Raw genomic sequence first — 25249 nt, forward strand, 5'->3', positions numbered from 1 at the left:
CCCGCCGCCTGCGGCCAGCCCCTTCCGGTCTCCATGCGCTCTGTGGCGCCGGTCGCGCTGCCGTCCGCAGCCCGCAGCGCAGGAACAGGCGCGACACCTTCCAGCAACCGCTCCCGGCAGGCGACTCGCCATGAGTCGAAGCGCTCACGCACCAGACAACGCGGGACCGGTCACGCACGCCGCACGGCTTCCGCCCACGGTCGATGCGCCCCCATCCCTGCGCATCCGGCGCGCGTGCTCTAGAATTCCAGGCCCGACCGTTTCCCGCACCGGACCCGCATGCCCTTCGTCGTCACCGAGAACTGCATCAAGTGCAAGTACACCGACTGCGTCGAGGTGTGCCCGGTCGACTGCTTCCACGAAGGCCCGAACTTCCTGGTGATCGACCCGGACGAGTGCATCGACTGCACCCTGTGCGAGCCCGAATGCCCGATCAACGCGATCTATCCCGAGGACGACGTTCCCGCGGGCCAGGAGCAGTACGTGGCGCTCAATGCGGAACTGTCGAAGGACTGGCCGGTGATCACCGCGCGCAAGGAGCCGCTGCCCGACGCCAAGGAGTGGGAAGGCAAGCCGGACAAGCTGAAGCTGCTCGAGCGCTGACCCGCCGGCGCCCGAGGCGTCCGCGCGCACGTCGCGGCGCGGACGCCTGTCAACAGAAGGGCGCCTTGCCGCGCCTTTCTGCGTTTCGCGCGTGCTCCCGGCTCAGCCGCCCGCGAGCGCAGCGCGGAGCGCGGCGATCAGGCGCTGCGGCGGCTCGCCGGCCGCCGGCAGGCCGCGCGGATCGACCGCGGCCACGTACGCGCCGGTGTCGGTGCGGGTCACCCGGATCAGGAACTTGGCATCGCCGTAGTCCACGTCGTAGGTGCCGAGCAGCTGGGCACGGTTGACCACGGTCAGGCCCTCGGTGGCGGCCAGCACCTCGCCCACCCGGACGAACACCGCATCCACTTCGCCGGCGACCGCGAAGCCGTTGGGCTGCGCGCTGCCGGCGGCAGGCATGGCCGAACGCGTCACCGAACCGGTGGCGAACTCGGGCAACTGCATCGCGCCGGAGGTGTCCGGGCGGTCCAGGTCCGGCGGCACTTCCAGCGGCCGCGATTCGGGGCTGGCGGTGTAGAGCTCGCTGCCCTTGCGGAACCACTTGCAGCCACTGGTACCGACCACGGCGGCGGCCACGAGGCAGATCGCGAGCACGCGGATCAGGGGACGGGAATGACGCATGGGTGGCTTCTCCTGCGAAAAAGGGGTCAGGCCGCGAGCGGATCGCGGAGGCTGCGTTCGAGAGTGTCGACCAGCGCGGCGATGCGCGCGGCATCGGCCTGGTGGCGCTCGGACAGTGGGGTCAGCGGCAGGCGCAGCCCGCGACCGATGCCCAGCCGGTCCAGTACCGCCTTGACCGGGATGGGGTTGGATTCGAGCACGACGAAATCGAACAGCGGCTGCAGTCGCGCGTTCCATGCCAGCGCGTCGTCGCGCTGGCCGGCAAGCGCGAGGTCGCACAGCCGGCGCATCGCGGACGGCACCAGGTTCGACACCACCGACACCACGCCATCGGCGCCGTCGAGCATCGCCTGCGCCGCCGTGGCATCGTCGCCGGAGAGCACCGCGAACCCGTCGCCGCGCAGCGCCTGCCACGCGCGGAGGCGCTGCGGATCGGACACCGCTTCCTTGATGCCGGCGATGCGCGGATGCGTCGCCAGCTCCGCGACCGCATCGGGCGTCAGGTCGCAGCCGGTGCGCTGCGGCACGTTGTACATCACCACCGGCAGGTCGCCCTCGTCGGCGACGGCGCGATAGTGCGCGAGCATGCCGGCTGCGGTCGGCCGCACGTAGGGCGGCACCACCACCAGCGCCGCATCGGCGCCGAGCGCGGCGGCGCGGCGCGTGGCCTCGATCGTGCGCGCGGTGCCCGAATGCCCGGTGCCCGCGAGCACCGGCACCCGGCCGCCCACGCATTCCACCGCGGTGCGCAGCAACGCATCGTGCTCGGACGCGTAGAGCGACGCGGCTTCACCGGTGGACCCGGCCACCACCAGGGCCTGCGTGCCGGCGGCGATCTGGGCCTGCAGCAGGCGCCGCCACGCGTCCAGATCGAGTTCGCCCGTCACCGTGAACGGCGTCGCCAGCGCGGTGATGCTGCCGGTAAGTCGCAAGGGGGACGGTCTCGTGCGAATGTCCCGCGCGAAGGCGCAGGACGGTGGATTCGGGGTGCCGGCATGTTACTTGCGGCCCGGAAGCAGGGGCAAGTATGCTGGCCGCGGCGTCCGACCCCGTTCGGGCCGCCGTTCAGACCGAAGCACGCAAGATCCTGCCCCGCCGCGGACGCCGCCTTGACCGAAACAGACACCGCATCCCGGCCCTCGCCGAACGAGAACTACCTGCTGATCAACGCCTACACGACGCATCCGGCATCGCCGCTGCTCGCCGTGTCCAGGCGCATCGCCGACAGCGGCTGCAACCTCGTCGACACGCGCCTGTCCACCGTCGGCCGCGATGTCTCGGTGACCGCGCTGGCGGCCGGCTCCTGGGATTCGGTGGCCAAGCTCGAGGCCATGCTGACGCGGCTCGAGCGCGAAGAGGACTTCAAGCTGGTCTGGTACCGCACCGGGCCCAAGCCGGTGCAGTCGAACCTGCTGCCCTACGTGGTCGAGGTGGTGGCCGCGGACAAGCCGGGCATCCTGTTCCAGCTGGCGGATTTCTTCGACCGCCAGGGCATCACGATCGAGAGCCTGCACTGCTCGCGCTACCGCGCGATGCAGACTGGTGCAGACATGTTCTCGGCCCAGGTGACGATCGGCGTGCCGGCGAACATGCACATCGCGGCATTGCGCGACGACTTCCTCGAGTTCTGCGACCACCTGAACCTCGACGCGATCATGGATCCGATGAAGTTCTGACATGGTGCAGGTCGGCAAGCCGCTCCCGAAATCGACGCTGCGCCTGCCGCTGGCGCTGTCCGGCGGCGGCAGCGCCACCCTCGCCGGCTACGCCGGACGCTGGCTGGTGCTGTACTTCTACCCGAAGGACTCCACGCCCGGCTGCACGACCGAGGGGCTCGAGTTCAACGCGCTGCTGCCGGAGTTCTCGCGCCTGGGCGCGGACGTGCTCGGGGTGTCGCGCGATTCGGTGAAGTCGCACGACAACTTCTGCGCGAAGCAGGGCTTCGCATTCGCGCTGGTGAGCGACGCCGACGAAGCGCTGTGCAGGGCGTTCGACGTGATCCACGAGAAGAACATGTACGGGCGCACCGTCCTGGGCGTGGTGCGCAGCACCTTCCTCATCGCGCCCGACCACCGCCTCGCCGCCGAATGGCGCAAGGTCAAGGTCGCCGGGCATGCCCGGACCGTGCTCGACACACTGAAGGCCGCGCAGGCCACGTGACCCATCCGTTCCCCACCCCGCATCGCCGCCCTGCCCCGCAGGCCGCGGCGGCGCGCCGCTGCCCGCGACCCAACGCCAACCGGAGTCGAACGTCCCGATGATGACCCAAGGCAAGCGCCTGTACGTGCTGGACACGAACGTGCTGATGCACGACCCCACCGCGCTGTTCAAGTTCGAGGAACACGACGTGTTCCTGCCCATGCAGGTGATCGAGGAACTGGACAACGGCAAGAAGGGCACGTCGGAGGCCAGCCGCAACGCGCGCCAGGTCAGCCGCTTCATCAACGAGCTGATCGAGGAACAGGGCACCGACAAGATCGCCACCGGACTGGTGCTCAACCGGCCCAACGCGCTGCAGCTGCGCGGTGCGGCCAGCATCGGCAAGCTGCGCTTCCAGACCACGGTGCCGACGGAGGACAGGACCTCGTTCGGCGCGGTCGCGCCGGACAACCGCATCCTCGGCGCGATCCTGCAGCTGCGACGCGACGAGCCGGACTTCCCGGTGGTGTTCGTGTCCAAGGACATCAACCTGCGGATCAAGGCCGCGATCGCCGGCATCGTCAGCGAGGACTACGAGAACGACCGCGCGCTGGACGACTTCAGCCTGCTCTACACCGGCGCCAATGCGCTGCCGGAGGACTTCTGGCAGCGCTACGGCAAGGACCTCAAGTCCTGGACCGACAAGGGCCGCACGTTCTACGAGGTGGCGATCGGCACCGACGACGACTGGTATCCCAACCAGTACCTGTACCTGCCCGGCGACGACGAGGCCGAGTTCCGGGTCGCGCGGGTGGACGGCGGCAAGGCGGTGCTGCAGATCGTCGACGACTACCGCGGCAGCCAGCACGCGGTGTGGGGCATCACCGCGCGCAACCGCGAGCAGAACTTCGCGCTCAACGCGCTGATGGACCCGGAGATCGACTTCGTCACCCTGCTCGGCACCGCCGGCACCGGCAAGACCCTGCTGGCGCTGGCCGCCGGCCTGGCGCAGACGATGGACCAGCAGCGCTACCGCGAGATCATCATGACCCGCGCAACCGTCAGCGTGGGCGAGGACATCGGCTTCCTCCCGGGCACGGAAGAGGAAAAGATGACGCCGTGGATGGGCGCGCTCACCGACAATCTGGAGGTGCTCACGCACAACCAGGAAGGCGGCAGCTGGGGACGGGCGGCGACCAACGACCTGCTGGCGAGCCGGATCAAGATCCGCTCGCTCAACTTCATGCGCGGGCGCACCTTCCTCAGCCGCTGGCTGATCCTGGACGAGGCGCAGAACCTCACCCCCAAGCAGATGAAGACCCTGATCACCCGCGCCGGTCCCGGCACCAAGATCGTGTGCCTGGGCAACGTGGAGCAGATTGACACGCCCTACCTCACCGAGACCACGTCGGGCCTGACCTACGCGGTGGACCGGTTCAAGAACTGGGCGCACAGCGCGCACGTGACCCTGCGCCGCGGCGAGCGCTCGCGCCTGGCGGACTACGCCTCCGAGGTGTTGTAACACCCACTCGTAGCCCGTAGAAGCGCAGCGCATCCGGGACACCGCGCCATCATCCGATGGCGTCCCCGGGCATCGGGGTGGTCGTGGCTCCCCCGGATGCGCTTCGCTTATCCGGGCTACGGGAACGTCAATCCCGCGGCGCCCTCACGACACGTCCGCGGGCGCCATGCACAATGCGGCCATGAGCCAGCGCGCCGCGGATGCCGCCCCCAAACCCAGCCGCGCCGACAGCCGGCCAAGCCTGCGCGAGCGCTTCGACGCGCTGCGCAACATCCCGCCCTTCCTGCGCCAGATCTGGGCCACCAGCCGCGCGCTGACGCTGACCAGCATCGGCCTGCGCGTGGTCCGCGCGCTGCTGCCGGTCATGATGCTCTACGTCGGCAAGCTGATCATCGACGAGGCGATCCGCCTGGTCGGGCTGGGGCTGGCGTTCGAATCGATCGGCGAGGCCTGGCGCGGCGGCCAGCTCGACCACCTGCTGTGGCTGCTGGCGATCGAATTCGCATTGGCGATCGTGTCCGACCTGCTCGGCCGGATCGTCAGCTACGCCGATTCGCTGCTGTCGGAACTGTTCACCAACGCCACCAGCATCCGCCTGATGGAGCATGCGGCCACCCTCGACCTGGAGGATTTCGAAGACCCGGACCTGCAGGACAAGCTCGACCGCGCCCGCCGCCAGACCATGGGCCGCATGAACCTGATGGGCCAGCTGTTCGGCCAGGTCCAGGATTCGATCACGGTGGTCAGCTTCGCCATCGGCTTGCTGGTGTACGCGCCGTGGCTGATCGCGCTGCTGGCGGTGGCGCTGATTCCTGCGTTCGTCGGCGAATCGCACTTCAACGCTCTGGGCTACTCGCTGAATTTCCAGTGGACGCCCGAACGCCGTCAGCTCGAGTACGTGCGCCAGACCGGCGCCAGCGTCGAGACCGCGAAGGAAGTGAAGATCTTCAACCTCCACCACTTCCTGGTGGACCGGTACCGCACGCTGGCGCAGAAGTTCTTCCTCGCCAACCGCGCGCTGGCGCGGCGACGCGCGGTCTGGGGCACGCTGCTGGCGGCGCTCGGCACCCTGGGGTACTACATCGCCTACGGCTACATCGCCTGGCGCACGGTGCGCGGCGATTTCACCATCGGCGACCTGACCTTTCTCGCCGGCAGCTTCCGCCGCCTGCGCCAGCTGCTCGAAGGACTGCTGATCGGCTTCTCGCAGGTGGCCGGCCAGGCGCTGTACCTGGACGACCTGTTCTCGTTCTTCGAGGTCGAGCCGGAGATCAGGTCGCCGCCGGATGCGCGTGCATTCCCGCGTCCGATCCGGCAGGGCTTCGTGTTCGAGGACGTGGGCTTCCGGTATCCCGGCGCGGACCGCTGGGCGATCCGGCACATGGATTTCGAACTGCGCGCCGGCGAGGTGCTGGCGCTGGTGGGCGAGAACGGGGCCGGCAAGACCACCCTGGTCAAGCTGCTGGCGCGACTGTACGACCCGGACGAGGGGCGCATCCTGCTCGACGGCCACGACCTGCGCGAGTACGACATCGACCAGCTGCGCGCCAACATCGGCGTCATCTTCCAGGATTTCGTGCGCTACCACCTCACCGCCGGGGAGAACATCGGCGTCGGGCAGATCGACCGCATGCACGACCGCGTCCGGATCGAGGACGCCGCGCGCCGGGCCATGGCCGACGAGGTGATCGCCGGTCTGCCGGACGGCTACGAGCAGCTGATCGGGCGCCGCTTCAAGACCGGCGTCGACCTGTCCGGCGGACAGTGGCAGAAGATCGCGATCGCGCGCGCCTACATGCGCGACGCCCAGGTGATGATCCTGGACGAGCCCACCGCCGCGCTGGACGCGCGCAGCGAGTTCGAGGTGTTCCAGCGCTTCAAGGAACTGTCGGACGAGCGCACCGCGGTGCTGATCTCGCACCGCTTCTCCAGCGTGCGCATGGCCGACCGGATCCTGGTGCTGGCCGACGGCCGGGTCGAGGCCAGCGGCACCCATGCCGAACTGATGGCGCAGGGCGGGCGCTACGCCGAACTGTTCGAGCTGCAGGCGGCGGGCTACCGCTGAAACGGAGGCGCGAGGCCCGGCCGGCGGTGCGCGTCGACGGATTGCACCGGGCTCACAGGTCGAGCCGTCCCTGCGCGTCGGCCGGCGCGCCGTAGTCCAGCCGGCCGTCGACCAGGCGGGCCGCCCCCGTCCACGGATGCTCGCGGGTATCGCCCGGCGCCATCAGGTGCAGCACGGTCCAGCCACGGGCCTTGGCGTCGTCGGCGATCAGGCTGCGGTGGCAGGTCCACCACGTGGCCTCGGCGCACATCACCGCCGTCGGCGTGGCGCGCGCGAGCGCGAACAGCCGCTCGCGCGCGGCCGCGTAAGGGGGCGTGTCCATGTAGTCGGCGTAGCCGCGGAAGCTGGCATTGCGCCACGCGGTATGCGGCGAGTCCGGTCGCGCCCGGCGGCGGCCGCCGAGGTCGGGCATGGGGACGAAGTCGATGCCAGCCTCCGGGAGGCTGGCGGCCAGCGCGTCCGCACCGAACTGCGGATGGCGGCGCGAGCCCGGGTGGCGGCGCACGTCGGCCACGCAGCGCACGCCACCCGCGTGCAGCATGTCGATGAAGACGTCCAGCGGGCGGGTCGAATGGCCGATGGTCCAGAGGGTGTACATGGCGGCATCGTGCCAGCGCGGACGTGGACAGAATGTCCGGGCGATGAGAATCGTTCGCAGCTGTACAATGTCGGGCTGGCTCCCACCCTCCTGATCCCATGTCTTCCGCCTTCGGCACCGAGACGGTGCTGGACGTCCGCCACTGGACCGACAGCTACTTCAGCTTCACCACCACCCGCGACGACGGCTTCCGGTTCGAGAACGGGCAGTTCGTGATGATCGGCCTGGAAGTGGATGGCCGCCCGCTGCTGCGTGCGTATTCGATCGCGAGCGCGAACTGGGAGGAACAGCTGGAGTTCTTCAGCATCAAGGTGCCCGACGGCCCGCTGACCTCGCGCCTGCAGCACATCGCGCCCGGCGACACCCTGCTGGTCGGGCGCAAGCCTACCGGCACCCTGCTGGTGCACGACCTGCATCCCGGCCGCACCCTGTACCTGCTGGGCACCGGCACGGGCCTGGCGCCGTGGCTGTCGGTGGTCAAGGACCCGGAGACCTATGAGCGCTTCGAGCGCGTGGTGATCGCCCACGGCGTGCGCGGCGCCGGCGACCTGGCCTACCGCGACTACATCCTCAACGAGCTGCCGCGCCACGAGTTCCTCGGCGAGCAGATCGCGGGCAAGCTGCTGTACTACCCCGCCGTGAGCCGCGAGCCGTTCGCATGGGACGGACGCGACCACCGCGGCCGCCTCACCGAGCTGCTCGACAGCGGACGCATGGCCGCCGACCTCGGCCTGGAGCCGCTGGACCCGGCGCGCGACCGGGCGATGATCTGCGGCAGCCCGCAGATGCTGGCGGACTTCCGCGCGATCCTCGACCGGCGCGGCTTCGTGGCCGCGCCGCGGATCGGCACGCCGGGCGACTACGTGTTCGAGCGCGCCTTCGTCGAGAAGTGACCGGGTGGCCCGTCCGCGCGCCCGCGTCAGTCCTCCGCGGGCGAGGCGCGGCGCCCGATGAGCGCCGCGAGTTCGGATTCGCTCACCGGCGCGATGCCGGCATCGAATTCCCGGTCCAGCAGCGCCACCAGCGCCTGCGCCCACAGCAGGTTCCAGGCCGCGCCCGCGTGGCCGTCGGCCAGGACCGCGTTGGTCGGCGCGTCGCCCTGCGCGTTGCGCACCCGCAGCGCCTTGCCGATGCGCACGTCGCGATACGCAGGCTGGCCGGACGCGGTGCGGGTTCCCCAGTGCGCGGCGAACCAGGCGCGGTCGTCGAAGAAGGCGATCCGCCGGTCCGCCTGCGCCATCGCGCGCAGGGCGTCGTCGTAGCGGTCGAGCGCGGCGGCGATGTTCGCCAGCTGCCGCGGCGTCCACGCCGTCTCCAGTTGCCCGGCGACGTTGCTGTTGTCGAAGATGCCGACCAGCACGATGCGCGTGGCCGGATGGCTGCGATGGATCGCGGCGACCGCCTCGCGCACCGCCGCGACGCAACCCTGGATTCCGGCCGACACCTCCGCGTCGTCGCGGTCGGCCGCCAGCCGCTGCAGGTGCTCGGCCTGGCCGAAGCTGTTGACGCCGATCCGCACCACCACGTAGCCGCCGCGCCAGCGCCCCGGCGCCTGGTCCATCAGGTCGATCAGGCCGGGCACCTGGCGTTCGCCGCCCATCAGGCTCTCGCAGCGCGCCCCGGACATGGCGAAGTTGTATTCGAAATCCTCCTTGGCCGGCCGCACCGGCAGCCCGGCCCACTCCGCCGCGCGCCCGAGCGTGCCCGGCAGCCCGTGCCGGTCCCACGCACCCAGGTCCAGGGCCTGGCCGCGCAGGCGGTGCAGCGCCTCGGTCCATTGCCAGGTGGTGGCGTGGAAGTCGCCGCCACGCTTGCCGTCGTCGCCACTGAAATGCATGCGGTCGTGGTAGGCATGGCTGTCCGAATCGCCGACCACCGCGAGGCGCGCGGGGGCGGCCTGTGCGGAGACGGCGGCCAGGCCCGACAGCAGGGTCACGAGCAGGAGAGCCGGCAGGCGGGCGGTGCGGCGGGTTCGATCATCCATGGGCTCATCAACGCAAGTCCGGGCGCGGCGGGGACACCTGCCGGCGCACGCGCACCATCCTTCGCCGGCCGACGACGCGACCGGGGGTAGAATCGCGACCGAATCCGCACGAGCACAGACAGCATGAAGATCCTGGTCCCGGTCGACGGCAGCGACATCAGCACCCGCGCGCTCAAGCACGCGATCGCGCTGTGCAAGGCCTTCGGCGCCGCCGGCCGGCTGGTGGTGGTGGCGGTGGACGATTCGCTGTTCCCGGGCGCCGAGCGCAAGATGGGCAGCGAAGCGGCCCGCGCCCACCATGCCGAGAACTACGCCCGCATGCTGGCGCCGGCGAAGAAGCTGCTCGAGCGCGGCAAGGCCGATGCCACGTTCGCCGAGGTGGAGGGCGACGTCGCCGAGGGCATCCTCGAGGCGGCGTCGAAGCACAAGGCGGACATGATCGTGATGGGATCGCGCGGCGCCGGCGCGATCAAGGGCGCCCTGCTCGGCTCGGTGTCGATGAAGGTGCTGACCGATACCCAGGTGCCGGTGACGATCGTCCATTGAGGCAGTGCGGGCGCGCCCGCGTGTCGGGCATGGCCCGCCCGGATGGGGCCGGAGAACGCATCGGGTGCTTGCCGCATCGATCGTTGCGACGTCGAGTGCGTCGATCCGGTCCCGGGTGCGCTGCGCTTACCCGGGCTACGGAGCGGGATGGGCTCTTCGCGTCGGTGTGGCCCGGAGAAGGCCGAAGGCCGCATCCGGGATGTCCGTGCCGATCGTGTTGCGGCCGGATAGGGTCGATCTGGTCCCGGGTGCGCTGCGCTTACCCGGGCTACGGAGCGAGACGCGCTCTTCGCGAAGGTGTAGCCCGGATAAGGCCGAAGGCCGCATCCGGGATGTCCGTGCCGATCGTGTTTCGGCCGGATAGGGTCGATCTGGTCCCGGGTGCACTGCGCTGACCCGGGCGACGGAGCGGGGCGCGCTCCTCGCGAAGGTGTAGCCCGGATAAGGCCGAAGGCCGCATCCGGGATGTCCGTGCCGATCGTGTTGCGGCCGGACGGAGTCGATCTGGTTCCGGGTGCGCTGCGCTGACCCGGGCGATGGAGCAAGGCCCGCCGACGTGTTCGCTCAGCCCAGCGCGGACTCGATGTCTCCGCGCAAGGCGTCGGGAGCGGCGGTCGGCGCGTGTCGCGACAGCGCGCGTCCGTCGCGGCCGACGAGGAACTTGGTGAAGTTCCACTTGATCGCGTCGATGCCGAGCAGGCCGCCCTGCTCGCGCTTGAGCCAGGCCCACAGCGGATGCGCGTTCGCGCCGTTGACCTCGACCTTGGCGAACATCGGGAAGTCCACCGCGTACTCGAGCGAGCAGAACGCCCGGATCTGCGCTTCGTCGCCCGGCTCCTGGTGGCCGAACTGGTCGCAGGGGAAGCCCATCACCACCAGGCCGCGCTCGCGATAGTCCTGCCACAGCCGCTGCAATCCGGCGTATTGCGGGGTGAAGCCGCACTGCGAGGCGACATTGACGATCAGCAGTACCTTGCCGGCGTATTCCGACAGTACCACCGGCCGGCCATCGATGCCGGTGGCCGTGAAGTCGTAGGCCGTGCTCACCGCCCCGCCCCGCCGGCCCCGGCGCGGATGGCCGCTGCGAAGGGGCGGATCCCCAGTTCGGTGAGGATCTCCTCCGGGTAATAGGCCACCCCGCCCTTGATCACCGCCGCGACCTTGCGGATGTCGGCGATATCGGTCGTCGGGTCGCCGTCCACCAGCACCAGGTCGGCGGCCTTGCCGGGCGCGATGCTGCCCAGCGATTCGAGCACGCCGGAATACTTCGCCCCGTTCCAGGTCGCCACCTGCAGCGCCTCCGCCGGCGTGAGTCCCGCGCGCACGTACAGCGCCAGTTCGTGCTGCAGGGTGAACCCGGGTACCTCGTCGGTACCGGCCACGACCGGTACCCCCGCGCGGTACGCGCGGCCGACGAAGTCCACCATCTTGTCGAACGAGGCGCGGTAGCGCGCGCCGGTGGCGTCGTCGGGAATCTCCATCTCCGCAGCGCGCCGGCCACGCTGCACGTCGGGCGGCAGGTGGTCCTCGATCCCGGCGAAGATCGGCGAGATCTCGCCGTTGCGCTGGTGCAGGAACTCGAACGTGGCCAGCGTGGGATCGATCACCACCTGCTTCGCCGCCAGCGTGGCGATGAAGTCCTGCACCGGCTTCGAATCGAGGTCGAGGCCGGCCACCTCGCGCGCCGGCAGGTAGAACCGCTCCAGGGTGCGGGTATCGGTGTCGGGCTTCACCAGGAAGTTCAGCAGCAGCTGGTTGATGTGGTTGACCTCGTCGAAGCCCGCGTCCACCACGTCCTGCGCGCGCAGGAACACCGGCACGTGGCCGCTGACCCGCAGGCCCTTCCCGTGCGCATACGCCACCGTCTCGGGCAGAAAGTCCTTCGGGAACGAGTTGTAGATCTTCAGCTGCGGATAGTCGTGGGCGGCGTACCAGTCGATCGCCTTCTTCGCTCCCGCCAGTTCGCTGACCACGAAGCCGTTGCGCGCCGACTGCTCGCTCTCGCCCTCCAGGAATCCCGCCGGCACGATCCGCGGCATCAGCAGCGTGCCCGCGCGCTCCTCGCCCATCACCTGCTGCAGGGTGGCGTTGTCGTTGCCCATGTCGCGCAGCGACGTCACGCCCGCGGCCAGCTGCAGTCCGCCGCTCCAGCGATCGACATGGGCGTGCATGTCGAACAGTCCCGGCAGCAGCACACGGCCGCCGGCGTCGATCACCTGGTCGGCCGGCGCGGTGTCCTCACCCGCGGCCACGACCGATTCGATGCGGCCCTCGCGCACGCGCACGTCGGATGCGGCGCCAAGGCGCGCATGCTCGCTGTCGAACACCCGCGCATTGCGCACCAGGGTGCTGCCCGGCAGCGGATGCGCCAGCCGCTGCTGCAGCGACACCAGGGCTTCGGCCTCGGCGGCCTTCTGCACCTGCTCCAGCGCATCGGCGTTGGACTCCCACCCAGCCTCCACCATCTGCAGGAAGCCGGGGAAGATGAAGGCGAACAGGCGCGGGCGCGCCTCGTCGGTGGCCCAGGCGAACATCGGCGTGAACCCGATGCCCGTGATCGCCATCAGCTGCACCGTGCGCTCGCCATCGGGCCCACGCACCTGGGCCTGGGTGACCTTGCGCGCCGAGAGCGTGCCGCTGGGAATGAGCGGCAGGCGACCGTCCGGTCTCGCCGACAGCGCGGCCAGCGACACCGAGGCCACCGCCGGCGTCCCGCCCAGCGGCGAGTACTGCGCCCCCGGCGATACCTCCTGCTCGCCGCGGTCGGAGGTCGACTGCCAGCGGGCCGTGGTCCCGTCCAGCTCGAAGCGCTCGTCCACCGCCGCGCCGAAGGTGGACGCGCCGGTGACCCGGTAGGTGCGGAAGGTGCCGTCGTCGTTGAGCGTGAACTCTTCCTTCAGCTCGGGTCCGCGGCCGTTGTCCTTGAACACGAACTCGACCCGGGTCACGCCGTCGTCGCCTTCGACCACGGTCTGCTGTCCGGCCTGCTTGCCGCCGTCCACCAGCACCACGTAGCGCAGCGTCTGCGCCGCCTCCGCCGCGCCCGCCGCGCCCAGCAGCAGGCCCAGGGCCAACCAAGAGGTCCGCAACATCGTTTCCCCAGTGCCGGCCGCGCGGCATGACGACCGGGGTGCCCGGCCTGCGGCCGAGTCTAGCCCGGCGCCCGGCCCGCCCGGCCATGTGCCAATCGTCATGGCGTCCGCCCTGCCCCCATGGGCTACCCTAGATTTTTCCGGTTCCACGAGGATGTCCCGAATGAAGCACCCGCTCGCCGCCGCCCTGGCCATCGCCCTGACCGCCGCGGTTTCGACCCCCGCGACCGCCCAGACCGCCAACGCAGGAGACGGCCCAGTGAACAGCGCGACCCCCGCCACGGACGCCCAGGCCGGCAACCCGCTGTTCGTCGACAGCCCGCTGCCGCTGGAGTACCCGCAGTTCGACAAGCTGAAGGACGAACACTTCGCCCCGGCCTTCGACGCCGGCATGGCGCGCAACCTGGAGGAGATCCGGAAGATCGCCAGCGAGAAGACCGCGCCGACCTTCGAGAACACGATCCTGGCGCTCGAGCAATCCGGCAAGCTGCTCGACAACGCCCGCCGCATCTTCGGCAACCTCAACGGCACCGACACCAACGACACCCGCAAGCAGATCAACAACACCTACGCGCCGAAGTTCGCCGCGCACCGCGACGCGATCATGCTCGACCCGCAGCTGTTCGCGCGGGTGGAGGCGGTCTACAACCAGCGCAACGGCCTCGGCCTCGACGCCGAGGGCGTGCGCCTGGTCGAGGAGTACTACGACGGCTTCGTCCGCTCCGGCGCCAAGCTCGGCGACGCGGACAAGGCCCGGCTGAAGGACATCAACGCCCGTCTGGCCGAACTGGGCACCGAGTTCTCCAACAACGTGCTCGACGAGGTGAACGATTCGGCGGTGCTGGTCGACGACCGCGCCGAACTCGCCGGCCTCTCCGAGTCGCAGATCGCGACCGCCGCCAAGGCCGCGGCGGACAAGGGCCACGAAGGCAAGTACCTGCTGACCCTGCTCAACACCACCGGCCAGCCGATCCTGCCGCAGCTCGACAACCGCGCCCTGCGCCAGCGCGTGCATGAAGCGTCCGTCGCCCGCGGCAGCCGCGGCAACGAGTGGGACAACACCGGCATCGTCGCCGAGGTGCTCAAGCTGCGCGGCGAACGCGCGAAGCTGCTGGGCTACGCCACCCCCGCCGAGTTCGTGCTCGCCGACGAGACCGCAGCCACCGTCGAAGCCGTCAACCAGATGCTCGGCCGCCTGGCGCCCGCGGCGGTCGCCAACGCGCGCCGCGAGGGCGAGGCGCTGCAGGCGATGATCGACCGCGAGCAGGCGGCCAAGGGCGAGCCGACGTTCCAGCTCGAGCCTTGGGACTGGGCCTACTACACCGAGAAGGTGCGCAAGGCCGAGTACGACTTCGACGACAACCAGCTCAAGCCCTACTTCGAGATGAAGAACGTGCTGGAGAACGGCGTGTTCTTCGCCGCCACCCAGCTGTACGGCATCACGTTCAAGGAACGCACCGACCTGCCGAAGTACCACCCGGACACCTGGACCTACGACGTGTTCGACAAGGACGGCGAGCAGCTGTCGATCTTCATCTTCGACCCCTACGCGCGTCCGTCCAAGCGCGGCGGCGCGTGGATGAACTCCTATGTGGGCGAGTCCGAGCTCGAAGGCACGCTGCCGGTCGTGGCCAACCACCAGAACATCCCCAAGCCGCCGGCCGGCGAGCCGACGCTGCTGACCTGGGACGAGGTCACCACCATGTTCCACGAGTTCGGGCACGCGCTGCACGGCATGTTCTCGGACGTGAAGTACCCGTACTTCTTCATGAACGTGCCGCGCGACTTCGTCGAGTTCCCGTCCCAGGTCAACGAGATGTGGGCCGACTGGCCGTCGATCCTGGCCAACTACGCCAAGCACCACGAGACCGGCGAGCCGCTGCCGCAGGCCCTGCTGGACAAGAAGATGGCCTCGGCCACCTTCAACGAGGGCTTCGCCACCACCGAGTACCTCGGCGCGGCGATGCTCGACCAGTACCTGCACCAGCTGCCGCAGGACCAGCTGCCCTCGGCCGACGAGATCATGGCGACCGAGGCCGAGGCGCTGACGTCGGTGGGCCTGGGCTACGCCCCGGTTCCGCCGCGCTACCGCACGCCGTACTTCAGCCACATCATGGGCGGCTACGCGGCGGCCTACTACGCCTACATCTGGTCGGAAGTGCTCGACGCGAACACGGTCGAGTGGATCAAGGCCAACGGCGGCCTCAAGCCCGAGAACGGCGAGCGCCTGCGCTCGACCCTGCTCTCGCGCGGCGGGGCCAAGGACGCCAAGCAGCTGTTCGTCGATTTCACCGGCCACGAGCCGCGGATCGAGCCCCTGCTGAAGAAGCGCGGGCTGGTGTCCGAAGTGAGCGACGACACGGCGCCGCCCGCGCCGGAGTCGACGACGCCTCCGACGAACTGATCTTCGCCACGTCCCGCCTGAAGCGCCTCCGGATACTGTCCGGCGGCGTTTTGCTTGACGCGTCCGGCAAGCCGTCGGTCGGTTGGCGCCCACCGGGCTGTCGGGGCTCCGGCACCGCGCCGAGCGCGGCCGGCAGGGACCGCTCTTCCCTCGGTCAGGGCATCGTGCCCTGACCGAGGGAAGAGCGATGACCGGGCGAGAGGGCGCGGCGACCGGTCGGAGGCGCTCTCCGCGCGTAACGTCCGCCGCAACACATCGTGCGATCTCCGTCTGCGCCCAGTCACCTCGCACGGGTTAGCATCCCCGGAATGTCAGCGCTCCCCCACACCGCGAGCGACCTCGAACCGGCCGGCGTGCTGCGCGACTGGCTGGCCCGGCACCGGCGCGTGTTCGTGCTCACCGGAGCGGGCTGCAGCACCGCCTCCGGCATTCCCGACTACCGCGACCGCAACGGCGAGTGGAAGCGCACGCCGCCGATCACGCTGCAGGCCCTGACCGGCAGCGACGCCGCCTACCGCCGCTACTGGGCGCGCAGCAGCGTCGGCTGGCCGCGGTTCCTCGCCGCGCGGCCGAATCCCGCGCACGCGGCGCTGGCCGAACTCGAATCACGCGGCCCCGTGCACCAGGTGCTGACCCAGAACGTCGACGGCCTGCACCAGCGCGCTGGCAGCCGCCGCGTGATCGACCTGCACGGGCGCCTGGACGCCGTCGTCTGCCTGGGCTGCGGCGCGCGCAGCGGGCGCGAGGCGATCCAGGCCGACATCGAGGCCGCCAATCCCGGATGGATCGCCGGCCCCGCCGGCACCGCCCCGGACGGCGACGCCGACCTCGACGACGCCGCGGCCGAAGGCTTCCGCCCGCCCTGGTGCGAGCAGTGCGGCGGCCTGCTCAAGCCCGACGTCGTGTTCTTCGGCGAGAACGTCCCGCGCGCGCGCGTGGCCGACGCCCGGCAGGCGCTCGAGGCCGCGGACGCGATGCTGGTGGCCGGCTCCTCGCTGATGGTCTTCTCGGGCCTGCGCTTCGTGCGCATGGCGGCCGCGGCCGGCCTGCCGGTCGCGATCCTCAACCGCGGCCGCACCCGCGGCGACGAGTTCGCCACGCTGCGCCTGGACGCCGACATCGCCACCACCCTGCGCGGCGCGCTGGCGTAGCCGCACGCCTCCGTCGCCTGCTCCTCAGCGCGGCGCCACGTAGCCGCCCGGAACCCCGCCAGGCGAGAGGACGAGCTGCCAGAGCTGGATCAGCCGCGTGCGGAAGCACGCCATCGACGCGGCCAGGTAGTAGCGCCACATGCGCCGGAAGCGCTCGTCGTAGCGCGCGTCCAGCCGCGGCCAGGCGACCTCGACGTTCGCGCGCCAGGCCTGCAGGGTGCGGTCGTAGTCGGCGCCAAAGTTGTGCCAGTCCTCGAGCACGAAGCGGCCTTCGAGGACCGTGGCCAGCTGCGCCGCGGACGGCAGCATCGAGTTGGGGAAGATGTACTTCGCGATCCACGGATCGGTGTGCCTTCGGCTGCGATTGCCGCCGATGGTGTGCAGCAGGAACAGGCCGTCCGGGTCCAGCCAGCGCCGGGCGAGGTCGAAGTAGCGGGCGTAATTGCGCACGCCCACGTGTTCGAACATCCCGATCGAGACGATCCGGTCGAAGCGGCCGTCGAACCCGCGGTAGTCCTGCACGCGGATCTCGATCGGCCAGCCGGCGCACAGCGCGGACGCGTAGGCCGCCTGTTCGCGCGAGATGGTCAGGCCAACGCCCGACACGCCGTAGCGCTCGGCCGCGAACCGGAGCATCTCGCCCCAGCCGCACCCGATGTCGAGCAGGCGCATGCCGGGCCGCAGCCCGAGCTTGCGGCAGCACAGGTCGAGCTTGGCCTCCTGCGCGGCATCCAGGTCCGGTGCGTCGCGCCAGTAGCCGCAGCTGTAGACCAGGCGCCGGCCGAGCATCGCGGCGTAGAGGTCGTTGCCGAGATCGTAATGTCGCTCGCCCACCGCGCGTCCGCGGCGTCCGCGCTGCAGGTTGAACAGGCGCGCGAGCAGCGCGATGCGCACGTCGGCCAGTCCCAGCACGCGCCGTTCGAGCCCGGCGGCGAGCACGCGCTGCAGGAAACCGTCGAGCGAGTCCGCCTCCCAGCCGCCGTCCATGTACGATTCGCCCAGCGCCAGCGAACCGCCCGACAGCAACCGCGCCGGCACCCGCGGATCATGGATGCGCAGGTCCCAGGGGCGTTCGCCGTCCAGGCGCACGTCCGCCTCGGCCAGCAGGGACTGCAGACGGTTCCGGAACCGATCCTCGCGCATGCTCCCGCCTTCGGGGCGGGACGGCGCCCGGCCCCAGCGGGAGCGAGTCTACTGCGGCGCGGAGGCCTCGGAAAACAGCGGGCGGTACGTCTCGTCGACATGCGGCAGCAGCACGGCCGCCGGCACCTCCACCGTCTGCACGCCATCGGAGTACGGCCCGACCTGGTAGGGCGGGAACACGAAGCGCAGCGCCACCAGGCGCCCGTCGGTGCCGGTGACCGGTTCGAACTCGGAGAAGCTGTCGGCCTCGGGCGTGGCGCCTTCGTCGATCATGCGCCCCGCCGAGCGCACCACCCGCTCGCGCTCGGCAGGATCGAGGTCGTCGGCATCCACCCGCTGCGACAGCGCCGCATGCAGCTGCTCGCGCACGTAGCGCGCGATCGCGCGCCAGGCCTCGGGGTCGCGGACCAGCGCGTCGGCGGTGAGCAGCCTATCCTGCTGCGGCAGCCAGACGAAACGCGCGATCAGCGGCGCGCCGTGGGCGCCGCCGGTGAAGCTGCTGCCGTCGGCGGCCACCGCGAAGATCTCCGGCGTGTCGGCGATGACCTTGTATTCGAGGGCCAGGTCGTAGAGCGTGCCCGCCGTCGCGTCGGCCTCGAGGCCGGCGACCGCCTCCATCAGATCCTCGCGCGCGGCGTCGGAATAGGCCTTCAGTTCGGCGGCCAGGCCAGGGTAGCGGTTGACCTCCGGCGGGTAGGTGATGCCGACGATGTAGCGCGGGTCGGTCTCCACCACGTCTGCGAGTTCCACAGGCTCGCGCGGCGGTTCGGCGAGCGGCACTTCGCCCTGGGGCGTGGGCGTCGCGGCGGCCGGCGCGCGTGGCGCCTCGTCGCGACAGGCCACCAGCGCGAGCGCCAGCAGCGGCAGGACAAACGGGCGAGACAGCCGGATCATTCCTCACGTCCCCTGTGAACGGTGTCGGGTGGAAGGCGCGCAAGCATACGCGCGGTCTAACGTTTTTGTAACAAGCTCCCGGTGCACGTGGAGTCAAGGCCGCGCATACGCCGCTCCCGCGTTTGCGCGCGGCGGTGGATGGGCGACGGACATGCGCCGCTTCAAGGGGCGTCGGCGGGGACGCGCCCGCCCAGCGGGCGGTTCGGCACTTCGCCGGGCGACGTCGCGATGCACGCCACGGGCCGCACAAAAGAACGAGCCCCGGGTGTCGCCACCCGGGGCTCGTCTTTGTCGCGAATGGCGGCGTCGCTTACAGCGGCTGCACTTCGTCGGCCTGCAGGCCCTTCTGGCCCTGCACGACCTTGAACGAGACCTTCTGGCCTTCCTGCAGCGACTTGAAGCCGGTGCCTTGGATCGAGCGGAAGTGGACGAACAGGTCCTGGCCGCTTTCCGGGGTGATGAAGCCGAAGCCCTTGGCGTCGTTGAACCACTTGACGGTGCCGGTCTGACGATCTCCAGTCATGGAGCTACTCCTTGGAACAAAACAGTGGATGGATACCAGGCTCCACCCGGGATGCCTGGACTGTCATCGAGCAAGGGGTAACGCGAACGATGGAGCGGATCGCCTGGAGCGGCCGCCGGGGGGGACGGCTGGTGACTCTTGTGATCTACCGCATCGGAGCCACGATGTACCGTGATCCCGGCCTTGAACAGTGCGCGAACGATAGCGCACTTTCCGGGGGCTGTGTAAACCCCCTGGGGTACGCCCTACCAGGCCTCGCGGCCCGGGACCAGGGCGGCCAGCTCGGGGTCGGTGAGGTTGCGCCACTGGCCCGGCTTGAGGTGCCCCAGCTGGACCGGGCCGATCCGCACCCGCCGCAGCTGCTTCACCCGCAGCCCGAAGTGGGCCGCCATCAGCCGGATCTGCCGGTTCAGGCCCTGCACCAGCACGATCCGGAAGCCGAAGCGCCCGACCTTGCCGGTCCGGCACGGCAGGGTCATCTGGCCGTGCACCGGCACCCCCCGGCTCATCCCGCGCAGGAATTCAGCCGTCACCGGATGGTTCACCGCCACCAGGTACTCCTTTTCCAGCTTGTTCTCGGCGCGCAGGATCGCGTTGACGATGTCCCCGTTGCTGGTCAGCAGGATCAGGCCCTCGGACTCCTTGTCCAGGCGTCCGATCGGGAAGATCCGCTGTTCGTGGCCGACGAAATCGACGATGTTGCCCTTGACCGCCGACTCGGTGGTGCAGGTCACCCCCACCGGCTTGTTGAGCGCGATGTACACGTGCCGGCGCCTGCCCTTCGCGGCGGTGCGCGTGCGCAGCGGCTGGCCGTCGAGCAGGACCGCATCGCCCTCGCCCACCTCGGCGCCGATGCGCGCGCGCACGCCATTCACGCTCACCCGGCCCTCGCCGATCATGCGGTCGGCTTCGCGCCGGGAGCAGTGGCCGGTGTCGGCGATGTAGCGGTTCAGGCGCATGCGGCTGCGGGGCATCGACGGGGCGCGCAGTCTGGCAGATCGCGCCTGCGGCGCGCATCCGCAGCCACCGCGCCACCGGGTCGGGCTCTCAGCCGGTCGCCAGCAGGTCGGCGAACTCCGGGTGGCGTTCGCTCCATTCCGCGGCATAGCTGCAGCGCGGCTCCACCCGCAGCCCTGCCGCGCGCGCATGCTCGAACGCCGCGCGGACGAGCTGGCCCGCCAGACCGCGCCCACGCAGTTCCGGCGGCACGCCGGTATGCACGATCACCAGGCGCCCTCCGGCCAGCTGGTAGTCCAGTACCGCCCGCCCTTCCGGGAACACGGCCTCGAAACGCTGGCCTTCGTGGTGGCGGATGTCGATGGGGTCCATGGGGCCTCCTGCGGTGGCGATGCGTCGGGGACCTGCATTGTGGGCGATGCGTCCGGCCGCGTCGGTCACCCCGGCGCGCAGGCGGCCCACGGGTGACGCTGGAGGGCGTCGGTTATTTGACGCCGGTCACGCTTCGCTCTGGCACGGAACATGCTTCCCAGTCCCGTGTACGACCAGCTTCATGAACAGGGGAGTCCCATGATCGACAGCGCAACCCAGCAGCAGGCCATCGTGCGCCTGTTCGACCTCGTCCGCACCGGCGACGTCGACAACCTCGAATTCTCGCAGCTCGACTCGCTCGTCTACGGCGCGCTCGAGCAGACCTACCAGGTCACCGAGCGCGAGAGCAGCCAGCGCATCGTCCGCACCACCGCGCTGTGACCGCCGCTTCGCGGTGGGGCCGCGGCCCCGCCGCACCGCTCAGCCGAACGAGGGGCTGAGCAGGCGCGAGACGAAGGTGGACGCCACCCGCGGCTCCATCAGCACCGTGAACAGCACGCCGTAGGCCGCGCCCCACAGGTGGGCGCTGTGGTTGACGTTGTCGCCGCCGCGCCGGTCCATCCAGATCGAATAGCCGATGTACAGCGCGGCATAGACGATCGCCGGCACCGGCAGGAAGAACACGAAGATCAGGCTCCACGGGGCGAACAGGATGAAGCTGAAAAGCACCGCCGAGACCGCGCCGGACGCGCCCAGGCTGCGGTAGCCGGCGTCCCTCTGGTGCCGGAAGTAGGTCGGCATGATCGCCATCACGATCGCCGACAGGTAGAACGCGGCGAAGCCCAGGTGTCCGATGCGGTCGACGAACACCGGCTCGATCGAACGCCCGAAGAAGAACAGCGTGATCATGTTGAACAGCAGGTGCTGGGCATCGGCGTGGATGAAGCCGTGGGTGACCAGCCGGTCGTACTGGCGGTGGCGGTCGATCGCCGGCGGCCACAGGATCAGCCGGTCCAGCAGGCGACGGTCGTTGAACGCGCGCCAGGACACGAACACGGTGATGGCGATCAGGGCGAAGGTGACGATGGATTGCATGCGGGCTGCCGGCTGGCCTCAGGTCGCGACGCGGTAATTGTCCTGCATCGGGTAGCGCCGCGCATACAGCGCGAATGCCAGCGCCGCGACGAACGCGAAGGCGGCGAAGAAGAACATCAGGAAGGCCGGTTCGCTCAGGCCGGTCTGCGCGATCATCGCCCGGAAGCCCTCGTTGCGCACGCCGGCGTTGGTCAGCAGCACCCACAGGCTGCCGAAGGTGCTGGTGAGGTACCAGAACGCCATGATCACGCCCTTCATGGCGTGCGGCGCCTGGCTGTAGGCGAACTCCAGCGCGGTGGCCGACACCAGCACCTCGCCGAAGGTCAGCAGCAGGTAGGGCAGCGACTGCCACGCCAGCGAGACCTCCGCGCCGCCGTCGATCCACAGCTGCAGCACGCCGGCCACGATCCACGACACGCCCGAGATGGCGATGCCCCAGCCCATCCGCCGCAGCGCGGTGACCACGAAGCCCATCCTGCGCAGCAGCGGATACAGCACGATGTTGTTGAACGGGATCAGCAGCATCACCAGCAGCGGGTTGAGGGCCTGCATCTGCGCCGGCTCCTTCACCAGCCAGCTCGGCCACCACCACTGCTCGTGCGGCACCACCATCGCGTTGCCCTGGATGATCCAGGTCGAGGCCTTCTGGTCGAACAGCGACCAGAATGGGGTCACCAGCGCGAACACGATCAGGATCCGCAGCACCGCGCGCACGCCGTCCACCGCTGCATCCGGGTGTCGCCCGCGCGCGCGCTCGAGCTGCAGCGACGCGCCCCAGCCGCCGAACGCGATCAGCACGCCCAGCGCCAGGCAGGCGGTGATGACGAAGCCGAACGAGTCCGGCCACCAGGGCCCCGCCACGCCGATGGCCTTCAGCGCCCACAGCGCCAGCATCAGTCCCGCCACCGCGATCCCGCCCCAGGCCACCAGGGTGCCGGCGTTGCCCTGCCCGGTGCGGCGCTCGCGCAGCGCGGTGCGCACCACGTTGAGGAACGAATGCGGATCGTTGCCCGACGGCGGCACGTTGACGTACTGCCTGCGACCCATCCAGAAGATCACCGTGGCGATGAACATCAGCACCCCGGGCACGCCGAACGCCACCGCCGGGCCGAAGTTGCGCAGCAGCAACGGCGCGAACAGCGAGGCGAAGAACGAGCCGAAGTTGATGATCCAGTAGAACGCGTCGAAGACCAGCTTCGCCTTGTCCTTGTTGGTCTGGTCGAACTGGTCGCCGCAGAAGCTCACCACCAGCGGCTTGATGCCGCCCGAGCCCAGCGCGATCAGGAACAGTCCGGTGTAGAAGCCGGTGCGGTGGCCCTCGAACAGCGCCAGGCAGGCGTGGCCCGCGCAGTAGATCAGCGAGAACCACAGCACCGTGTTGTACTTGCCGAAGAACCGGTCCGACAGCCAGCCGCCGAGCAGCGGGAAGAAGTACACCCCGATCACGAAGGTGTGGAAGACATCCTTCGCCATCGCCTCGCGCTCGCTGCCCTCGGGCAGGTACCCCAGCAGCACCGAGCTGATCAGGAACGGCACCAGGATGTTGCGCATCCCGTAGAAGCTGAAGCGCTCGCAGGCCTCGTTGCCGATGATGTACTTGATCTGGCGCGGCATCGGCCGCTGCGGGGCGGGCGTGGCGGGTGTGCTCATGCGGGAAGACCGTTCGGGCGCGGAGCGGGCAGGCTACCCGATCCCGGCAGGCCCGTCCTCCCGGACCATCGCCACATGCGCGGCGGCCGTCCGCTGGCATCATGCCCGCTCGCCGAATCTCCGGAATGCCGATGAAGCCCCTGCTGCTCGCCACCGCCCTCGCCACGCTGGCCACGCCGCTCGCCGCGCCGGCGCAGGCGCCTCTGACCACCGTCGCCGAGCGCAGCGGTTTCGCCCAAACCGGCCGCTACGACGAGACGATCGCCCTGTGCGCCGCCTTCGCGCGCGAGTATCCCGATGCGGTGCGCTGCATCGATTTCGGCAGCACGCCGGAGGGCCGGCCGATGAAGGCGCTGGTGGCCTCGCGCAGCGGTGCGCTGACGCCTGGCGACGCGCACGCGCGCGGGCTGCCGGTGGTGTTGATGCAGGGCGGCATCCACGCCGGCGAGATCGACGGCAAGGACGCCGGGTTCCTGGCCCTGCGCCAGACGCTCGACGGCGATGCCGCCGGCGACGCCCTGGAGCGGCTGGTGTGGGTGTTCGTGCCGGTGTTCAACGTCGACGGCCACGAGCGCTTCGGCGCCTGGAACCGCCCCAACCAGCGCGGCCCCGCGCAGATGGGCTGGCGCACCACGGCGCAGAACTACAACCTCAACCGCGACTACGCCAAGGCCGATTCGCCGGAGATGCGGGCGATGCTGCGCCTGGTCGAGGACTGGGACCCGATCGCCACCATCGACCTGCACGCCACCAACGGCGCCCAGTTCGAGCACGACATCTCGATCCAGGTCGAACCGCTGCACGGCGGCGACGAGACCCTGCGCGAGGCCGGGCTGTCGCTGCGCGAGCGCACCATCGCCGACCTCGCCGCGCAGGGCTCGCTGCCGCTGCCGTTCTATCCGTCCTTCACGGACTTCCAGGACCCCGCCTCGGGTTTCGAGGACGGCGTCTCGCCGCCGCGTTTCTCCACCGGCTACTTCCCGCTGCGCAACCGGCTGGCGATGCTGGTCGAGACCCACTCCTGGAAGCCGTACCCGGTGCGGGTGCGGATCACCCGCAACACCATCGTCTCGGTGCTCGGGCAGATCGCGCGCGACGGCCGCGACTGGATGGCGCTGGCGCGCGCGGCCGATGCGCGCGACCTGGCCGGCACCCCGGTACCGCTGGACTACCGCGCCACCGACCGCACCCGCACGATCGACTTCCGCGGCTACGCCTACACGCGCACTCCTTCGGAGATCTCCGGCGCCCCGATGACCCGCTACGACGACTCCACGCCGCAGGTGTGGAAGGTGCCGCTGCGCGACGAGATCGTGCCGCGCACGGTGGTCGACGCGCCGCGCGGCGGCTACCTGGTGCCGGCCGCGTTCGCCGCGCGGGTGGGCGAGAGCCTGCGCGCGCACGGGATCGTGCACAGCGTGCTGGCGGCACCCTGGCGCGCGAACGGCACCGAGGCCTTCCGCGCCACCGCCACCACGCTCGCCGCCGGCTCGGTGGAAGGCCACCAGCGCCTGTCCGTCGAGGGCGGTTGGTCGCGCGAGGAGCGCGAGGTGCCGGCCGGCTCGCTGTTCGTGCCCATCGCGCAGCCGAAGGCGCGGCTGGTGATGGCCCTGCTCGAGCCGCAGGCGCCCGACTCCCTGCTGCAGTGGGGCGTGTTCAACAACGCCTTCGAGCGCAAGGAATACATGGAAGCCTACGTCGCCGAAGCCGTGGCGCGCGAGATGCTGGCCGCGGACCCCGCCCTGCGCGCCGACTTCGAACGCCGGCTGCGCGAGGACGCCGGGTTCGCCGCCAGCCCCGCCGCCCGCCTCGAATTCTTCCATCGCCGGCACCCGTCCTGGGACGAGCGGCTGGACCTGTATCCGGTCCTGCGCACCGCGCACCGGCCCGACTGAGGCCGCGGCCACGACGCGGCGCGGACCCGGTTTGCGCCGCCGCCGCGCATGGCCG

24 protein-coding genes are annotated in these 25249 nt (G+C 70.3%); 11 read left to right on the plus strand and 13 right to left on the minus strand.

What is annotated here, in order from left to right; translation table 11 throughout:
• Positions 1 to 279 precede the first annotated feature (279 nt).
• On the plus strand, positions 280 to 603 hold the full coding sequence (gene fdxA, locus QFW80_RS03035; protein WP_280599660.1) for a ferredoxin FdxA: 324 nt from the start codon (positions 280 to 282) through the stop codon (positions 601 to 603).
• Positions 604 to 705: 102 nt separating this feature from the next.
• On the opposite strand, the gene QFW80_RS03040 is transcribed toward fdxA, so the two are convergent.
• Together QFW80_RS03040 and dapA are read right to left on the minus strand one after the other, a co-directional pair.
• Complete coding sequence (locus tag QFW80_RS03040) at positions 706 to 1224, minus strand: hypothetical protein (protein WP_280599662.1); 519 nt, start codon at positions 1222 to 1224, stop codon at positions 706 to 708.
• A 26-nt stretch (positions 1225 to 1250) separates the two neighbouring features.
• Entirely contained in the window at positions 1251 to 2156 is a 906-nt protein-coding gene (gene dapA / locus QFW80_RS03045) for a 4-hydroxy-tetrahydrodipicolinate synthase (RefSeq protein ID WP_280599663.1), read from the minus strand.
• A gap of 63 nt (positions 2157 to 2219) precedes the next feature.
• Between dapA and QFW80_RS03050 the strand changes: the two genes are divergently transcribed.
• The 4 genes from QFW80_RS03050 to QFW80_RS03065 all read left to right on the plus strand — a co-directional run bounded on the left by QFW80_RS03050 (position 2220) and on the right by QFW80_RS03065 (position 6950).
• Positions 2220 to 2900 carry a glycine cleavage system transcriptional repressor gene (locus tag QFW80_RS03050; protein ID WP_425603488.1) on the plus strand — a complete coding sequence of 227 codons (681 nt, stop codon included), beginning with the start codon at positions 2220 to 2222 and terminating at the stop codon, positions 2898 to 2900.
• A gap of 1 nt (position 2901) precedes the next feature.
• Positions 2902 to 3384 carry a peroxiredoxin gene (locus tag QFW80_RS03055; protein ID WP_280599666.1) on the plus strand — a complete coding sequence of 161 codons (483 nt, stop codon included), beginning with the start codon at positions 2902 to 2904 and terminating at the stop codon, positions 3382 to 3384.
• A 100-nt stretch (positions 3385 to 3484) separates the two neighbouring features.
• Positions 3485 to 4885, plus strand: a complete 1401-nt coding sequence (locus tag QFW80_RS03060; protein WP_280599936.1) for a PhoH family protein — start codon at positions 3485 to 3487, stop codon at positions 4883 to 4885.
• A gap of 181 nt (positions 4886 to 5066) precedes the next feature.
• A complete protein-coding gene (locus tag QFW80_RS03065; protein WP_425603489.1) occupies positions 5067 to 6950 on the plus strand; it encodes an ABC transporter ATP-binding protein in 1884 nt (627 codons plus the stop codon).
• A 52-nt stretch (positions 6951 to 7002) separates the two neighbouring features.
• Here QFW80_RS03065 and QFW80_RS03070 read toward each other — a convergent pair whose 3' ends face one another.
• Positions 7003 to 7548 (minus strand): DUF488 domain-containing protein, encoded by a 546-nt coding sequence (locus QFW80_RS03070; protein ID WP_280599668.1) that lies wholly within the window; start codon positions 7546 to 7548, stop codon positions 7003 to 7005.
• A gap of 98 nt (positions 7549 to 7646) precedes the next feature.
• On the opposite strand from QFW80_RS03070, the gene QFW80_RS03075 reads away from it, so the two are divergent.
• A complete protein-coding gene (locus QFW80_RS03075) occupies positions 7647 to 8441 on the plus strand; it encodes a ferredoxin--NADP reductase (protein WP_280599670.1) in 795 nt (264 codons plus the stop codon).
• 26 nt (positions 8442 to 8467) lie between these two features.
• On the opposite strand, the gene QFW80_RS03080 is transcribed toward QFW80_RS03075, so the two are convergent.
• Complete coding sequence (locus tag QFW80_RS03080; protein WP_280599671.1) at positions 8468 to 9532, minus strand: GDSL-type esterase/lipase family protein; 1065 nt, start codon at positions 9530 to 9532, stop codon at positions 8468 to 8470.
• A 123-nt stretch (positions 9533 to 9655) separates the two neighbouring features.
• On the opposite strand from QFW80_RS03080, the gene QFW80_RS03085 reads away from it, so the two are divergent.
• Positions 9656 to 10078, plus strand: a complete 423-nt coding sequence (locus QFW80_RS03085) for a universal stress protein (RefSeq protein ID WP_280599673.1) — start codon at positions 9656 to 9658, stop codon at positions 10076 to 10078.
• 564 nt (positions 10079 to 10642) lie between these two features.
• On the opposite strand, the gene QFW80_RS03090 is transcribed toward QFW80_RS03085, so the two are convergent.
• Both QFW80_RS03090 and QFW80_RS03095 read right to left on the minus strand, forming a co-directional pair.
• On the minus strand, positions 10643 to 11125 hold the full coding sequence (locus QFW80_RS03090; RefSeq protein WP_280599674.1) for a glutathione peroxidase: 483 nt from the start codon (positions 11123 to 11125) through the stop codon (positions 10643 to 10645).
• A complete protein-coding gene (locus tag QFW80_RS03095) occupies positions 11122 to 13152 on the minus strand; it encodes an amidohydrolase family protein (protein WP_280599676.1) in 2031 nt (676 codons plus the stop codon). The genes QFW80_RS03090 and QFW80_RS03095 overlap by 4 nt, the downstream gene beginning before the upstream one ends.
• A gap of 181 nt (positions 13153 to 13333) precedes the next feature.
• Between QFW80_RS03095 and QFW80_RS03100 the strand changes: the two genes are divergently transcribed.
• Both QFW80_RS03100 and QFW80_RS03105 read left to right on the plus strand, forming a co-directional pair.
• Positions 13334 to 15574, plus strand: coding sequence for a M3 family metallopeptidase (locus QFW80_RS03100; protein ID WP_280599677.1), 2241 nt, complete (start codon positions 13334 to 13336; stop codon positions 15572 to 15574).
• A 308-nt stretch (positions 15575 to 15882) separates the two neighbouring features.
• Positions 15883 to 16725 (plus strand): NAD-dependent protein deacetylase, encoded by an 843-nt coding sequence (locus QFW80_RS03105; RefSeq protein WP_280599679.1) that lies wholly within the window; start codon positions 15883 to 15885, stop codon positions 16723 to 16725.
• 24 nt (positions 16726 to 16749) lie between these two features.
• On the opposite strand, the gene cfa is transcribed toward QFW80_RS03105, so the two are convergent.
• From cfa to QFW80_RS03130, 5 genes are all read right to left on the minus strand, one after another.
• Positions 16750 to 17868, minus strand: a complete 1119-nt coding sequence (cfa, locus tag QFW80_RS03110; RefSeq protein ID WP_280599681.1) for a cyclopropane fatty acyl phospholipid synthase — start codon at positions 17866 to 17868, stop codon at positions 16750 to 16752.
• A 48-nt stretch (positions 17869 to 17916) separates the two neighbouring features.
• Complete coding sequence (locus QFW80_RS03115) at positions 17917 to 18762, minus strand: DUF3298 and DUF4163 domain-containing protein (protein WP_280599683.1); 846 nt, start codon at positions 18760 to 18762, stop codon at positions 17917 to 17919.
• A 310-nt stretch (positions 18763 to 19072) separates the two neighbouring features.
• Entirely contained in the window at positions 19073 to 19285 is a 213-nt protein-coding gene (locus tag QFW80_RS03120; protein WP_280576659.1) for a cold-shock protein, read from the minus strand.
• 245 nt (positions 19286 to 19530) lie between these two features.
• Positions 19531 to 20259, minus strand: coding sequence for a pseudouridine synthase (locus tag QFW80_RS03125; RefSeq protein WP_280599684.1), 729 nt, complete (start codon positions 20257 to 20259; stop codon positions 19531 to 19533).
• 73 nt (positions 20260 to 20332) lie between these two features.
• A complete protein-coding gene (locus QFW80_RS03130; RefSeq protein WP_280599685.1) occupies positions 20333 to 20614 on the minus strand; it encodes a GNAT family N-acetyltransferase in 282 nt (93 codons plus the stop codon).
• Between the two features lie 198 nt (positions 20615 to 20812).
• Between QFW80_RS03130 and QFW80_RS03135 the strand changes: the two genes are divergently transcribed.
• Positions 20813 to 20995, plus strand: a complete 183-nt coding sequence (locus QFW80_RS03135; RefSeq protein WP_280599687.1) for a hypothetical protein — start codon at positions 20813 to 20815, stop codon at positions 20993 to 20995.
• Between the two features lie 39 nt (positions 20996 to 21034).
• Here the strand turns inward: QFW80_RS03135 and QFW80_RS03140 are convergent, their stop codons facing one another.
• A complete protein-coding gene (locus tag QFW80_RS03140; RefSeq protein ID WP_280599938.1) occupies positions 21035 to 21640 on the minus strand; it encodes a rhomboid family intramembrane serine protease in 606 nt (201 codons plus the stop codon).
• 27 nt (positions 21641 to 21667) lie between these two features.
• Complete coding sequence (locus tag QFW80_RS03145) at positions 21668 to 23299, minus strand: POT-type proton-dependent oligopeptide transporter (protein ID WP_280599689.1); 1632 nt, start codon at positions 23297 to 23299, stop codon at positions 21668 to 21670.
• 131 nt (positions 23300 to 23430) lie between these two features.
• Here QFW80_RS03145 and QFW80_RS03150 point away from each other — a divergent pair, with 131 nt between their 5' ends.
• Positions 23431 to 25194: a M14 family zinc carboxypeptidase gene (locus tag QFW80_RS03150; RefSeq protein WP_425603494.1), complete on the plus strand. Its 1764-nt coding sequence runs from the start codon at positions 23431 to 23433 to the stop codon at positions 25192 to 25194.
• Positions 25195 to 25249: the final 55 nt, after the last annotated feature.

Origin of the sequence: Luteimonas rhizosphaericola (assembly GCF_029888045.1) — a bacterium.
Taxonomy (GTDB): domain Bacteria; phylum Pseudomonadota; class Gammaproteobacteria; order Xanthomonadales; family Xanthomonadaceae; genus Luteimonas; species Luteimonas rhizosphaericola.

Bases quoted from the DNA above. Each gene is read 5' to 3' on its own strand.
- fdxA (WP_280599660.1), top strand. From the start codon at position 280: ATGCCCTTCGTCGTCACCGAGAACTGCATCAAGTGCAAGTACACCGAC.
- QFW80_RS03040 (WP_280599662.1), bottom strand. From the start codon at position 1,224: ATGCGTCATTCCCGTCCCCTGATCCGCGTGCTCGCGATCTGCCTCGTG.
- QFW80_RS03050 (WP_425603488.1), top strand. From the start codon at position 2,220: ATGTTACTTGCGGCCCGGAAGCAGGGGCAAGTATGCTGGCCGCGGCGT.
- QFW80_RS03055 (WP_280599666.1), top strand. From the start codon at position 2,902: ATGGTGCAGGTCGGCAAGCCGCTCCCGAAATCGACGCTGCGCCTGCCG.
- QFW80_RS03060 (WP_280599936.1), top strand. From the start codon at position 3,485: ATGACCCAAGGCAAGCGCCTGTACGTGCTGGACACGAACGTGCTGATG.
- QFW80_RS03065 (WP_425603489.1), top strand. From the start codon at position 5,067: ATGAGCCAGCGCGCCGCGGATGCCGCCCCCAAACCCAGCCGCGCCGAC.
- QFW80_RS03070 (WP_280599668.1), bottom strand. From the start codon at position 7,548: ATGTACACCCTCTGGACCATCGGCCATTCGACCCGCCCGCTGGACGTC.
- QFW80_RS03075 (WP_280599670.1), top strand. From the start codon at position 7,647: ATGTCTTCCGCCTTCGGCACCGAGACGGTGCTGGACGTCCGCCACTGG.
- QFW80_RS03080 (WP_280599671.1), bottom strand. From the start codon at position 9,532: ATGGATGATCGAACCCGCCGCACCGCCCGCCTGCCGGCTCTCCTGCTC.
- QFW80_RS03085 (WP_280599673.1), top strand. From the start codon at position 9,656: ATGAAGATCCTGGTCCCGGTCGACGGCAGCGACATCAGCACCCGCGCG.
- QFW80_RS03100 (WP_280599677.1), top strand. From the start codon at position 13,334: ATGAAGCACCCGCTCGCCGCCGCCCTGGCCATCGCCCTGACCGCCGCG.
- QFW80_RS03105 (WP_280599679.1), top strand. From the start codon at position 15,883: ATGTCAGCGCTCCCCCACACCGCGAGCGACCTCGAACCGGCCGGCGTG.
- cfa (WP_280599681.1), bottom strand. From the start codon at position 17,868: ATGCGCGAGGATCGGTTCCGGAACCGTCTGCAGTCCCTGCTGGCCGAG.
- QFW80_RS03115 (WP_280599683.1), bottom strand. From the start codon at position 18,762: ATGATCCGGCTGTCTCGCCCGTTTGTCCTGCCGCTGCTGGCGCTCGCG.
- QFW80_RS03120 (WP_280576659.1), bottom strand. From the start codon at position 19,285: ATGACTGGAGATCGTCAGACCGGCACCGTCAAGTGGTTCAACGACGCC.
- QFW80_RS03125 (WP_280599684.1), bottom strand. From the start codon at position 20,259: ATGCCCCGCAGCCGCATGCGCCTGAACCGCTACATCGCCGACACCGGC.
- QFW80_RS03130 (WP_280599685.1), bottom strand. From the start codon at position 20,614: ATGGACCCCATCGACATCCGCCACCACGAAGGCCAGCGTTTCGAGGCC.
- QFW80_RS03135 (WP_280599687.1), top strand. From the start codon at position 20,813: ATGATCGACAGCGCAACCCAGCAGCAGGCCATCGTGCGCCTGTTCGAC.
- QFW80_RS03145 (WP_280599689.1), bottom strand. From the start codon at position 23,299: ATGAGCACACCCGCCACGCCCGCCCCGCAGCGGCCGATGCCGCGCCAG.
- QFW80_RS03150 (WP_425603494.1), top strand. From the start codon at position 23,431: ATGAAGCCCCTGCTGCTCGCCACCGCCCTCGCCACGCTGGCCACGCCG.